This is a genomic window from Mucilaginibacter flavus (assembly GCF_030409315.1).
GTDB classification, from domain to species: Bacteria; Bacteroidota; Bacteroidia; order Sphingobacteriales; family Sphingobacteriaceae; genus Mucilaginibacter; species Mucilaginibacter flavus.
In genome coordinates, this window is sequence record NZ_JAUFPS010000052.1 from 1 (window position 1) to 1,368 (window position 1,368).

At 38.2% G+C, this 1,368-nt stretch carries 1 protein-coding gene; it reads left to right on the forward strand.

The window, feature by feature from the left end:
- Nucleotides 1-326 precede the first annotated feature (326 nt).
- Complete coding sequence (locus tag QWZ17_RS23270) at nt 327-1,334, forward strand: IS110 family RNA-guided transposase (RefSeq protein ID WP_290307720.1); 1,008 nt, start codon at nt 327-329, stop codon at nt 1,332-1,334.
- Nucleotides 1,335-1,368 lie beyond the last annotated feature (34 nt).

Consider the following 1,368-nt stretch of genomic DNA (forward strand, 5'->3'; position numbering starts at 1 on the left):
TTTTTAATTTATCATATAGATAAAAAACGTTGTCATTTCCTTTAGATTGGCATCAACAGAATAATAAGGGTTATTATTATTGTTGAAGCTTTCTTTTTGCTTCTTTTTCTTTGTTAATAACCTCGAATTTTGTGGATAAAGTTAACAGCGGTAAAGGCGCATTATTGTCATTTCCAGGCTTAAAGGCCTATCGTTCGATTTACTCCTTTACCGCTTGTTTTAAACTAAGGCATCAAATAGAAATTAGAGTTTACGAGGCTCATTAGTAAGGAATTGATGGTGTTTAAAACATGTTAACTGTTTACTAACATAAACAGGGTAAAGATATGGAATTTGAATTTTTCATTGGCATCGATGTGTCCAAAAATGAATTGGACTTCGCCATCCAACAAGGCAACCGTTTTTTATTTCACAGGGAAATTGCTAACGGCCAAGCAGCAATAAATGCTTTTATCAAGGAACTGGAAAAGTTGCCGGGGTTCAGCTTAAGCAAAGCGATTTTCTGTATGGAGCATACCGGCATTTATAACAACCATGCTTTAACTTGTTTACATAAAAAGAAAGCTCATATTTGTTTGGAAGCAGCCACCCAGATCAAGAACTCATTGGGTAATATCCGTGGCAAGAATGACAAGGTAGATGCCATCCGCATTGCCGGGTATGCTTATAAAGAGCGGGACTTACTACGCTTATGGATGCCTAAGCGTGAGGTTGTACAGCAGCTTGCCCACCTTGCAGCTACCAGGTTACGGTTGATAACTGTTAAAAAACAATTGAAGGTGCCGCTGAAAGAACATGAGTCTTTTAGTACTAATAAAACCAGCAAACAGAATTTACAAGCTTGCAGTCATTCTTTAAAAGCTATTGAAAGCGACATAGCCAAGGCTGATAAGGCTATTGAACAACTTATCGCAGCTGATGAAGAATTAACCCGGATATTCAAACTGACAACCTCTGTAAGCGGCGTTGGTAAAGTAACCGCCGTACAGGTTATTGTTACTACCAACGAATTCAGGGATATTAACGATCCTAAAAAGTTTGCTTGCTACTCAGGCGTGGCCCCTTTTACAGACGACTCTGGCAAGGTTGTTAAAAAGGCCAGGGTATCGCATATGGCTAATAAAAAAATCAAAACGCTATTGCACCTTGCAGCCATAGTCGCAATACAGTATAATGATGACCTAAAGCTGTTTTACGAACGTAAAGTATTGCAGGAAAAAAAGAATAAAATGAGTGTTATTAATGCTGTTAGGAATAAACTTATTCTGCGGATATTCGCCTGCGTTAATCAAAACAGGGCTTACGAAAAAAAGTATCAGAAAACACTTGCTTAGATCATAGAAATCGAACGAACCAGGGTGGGATTGC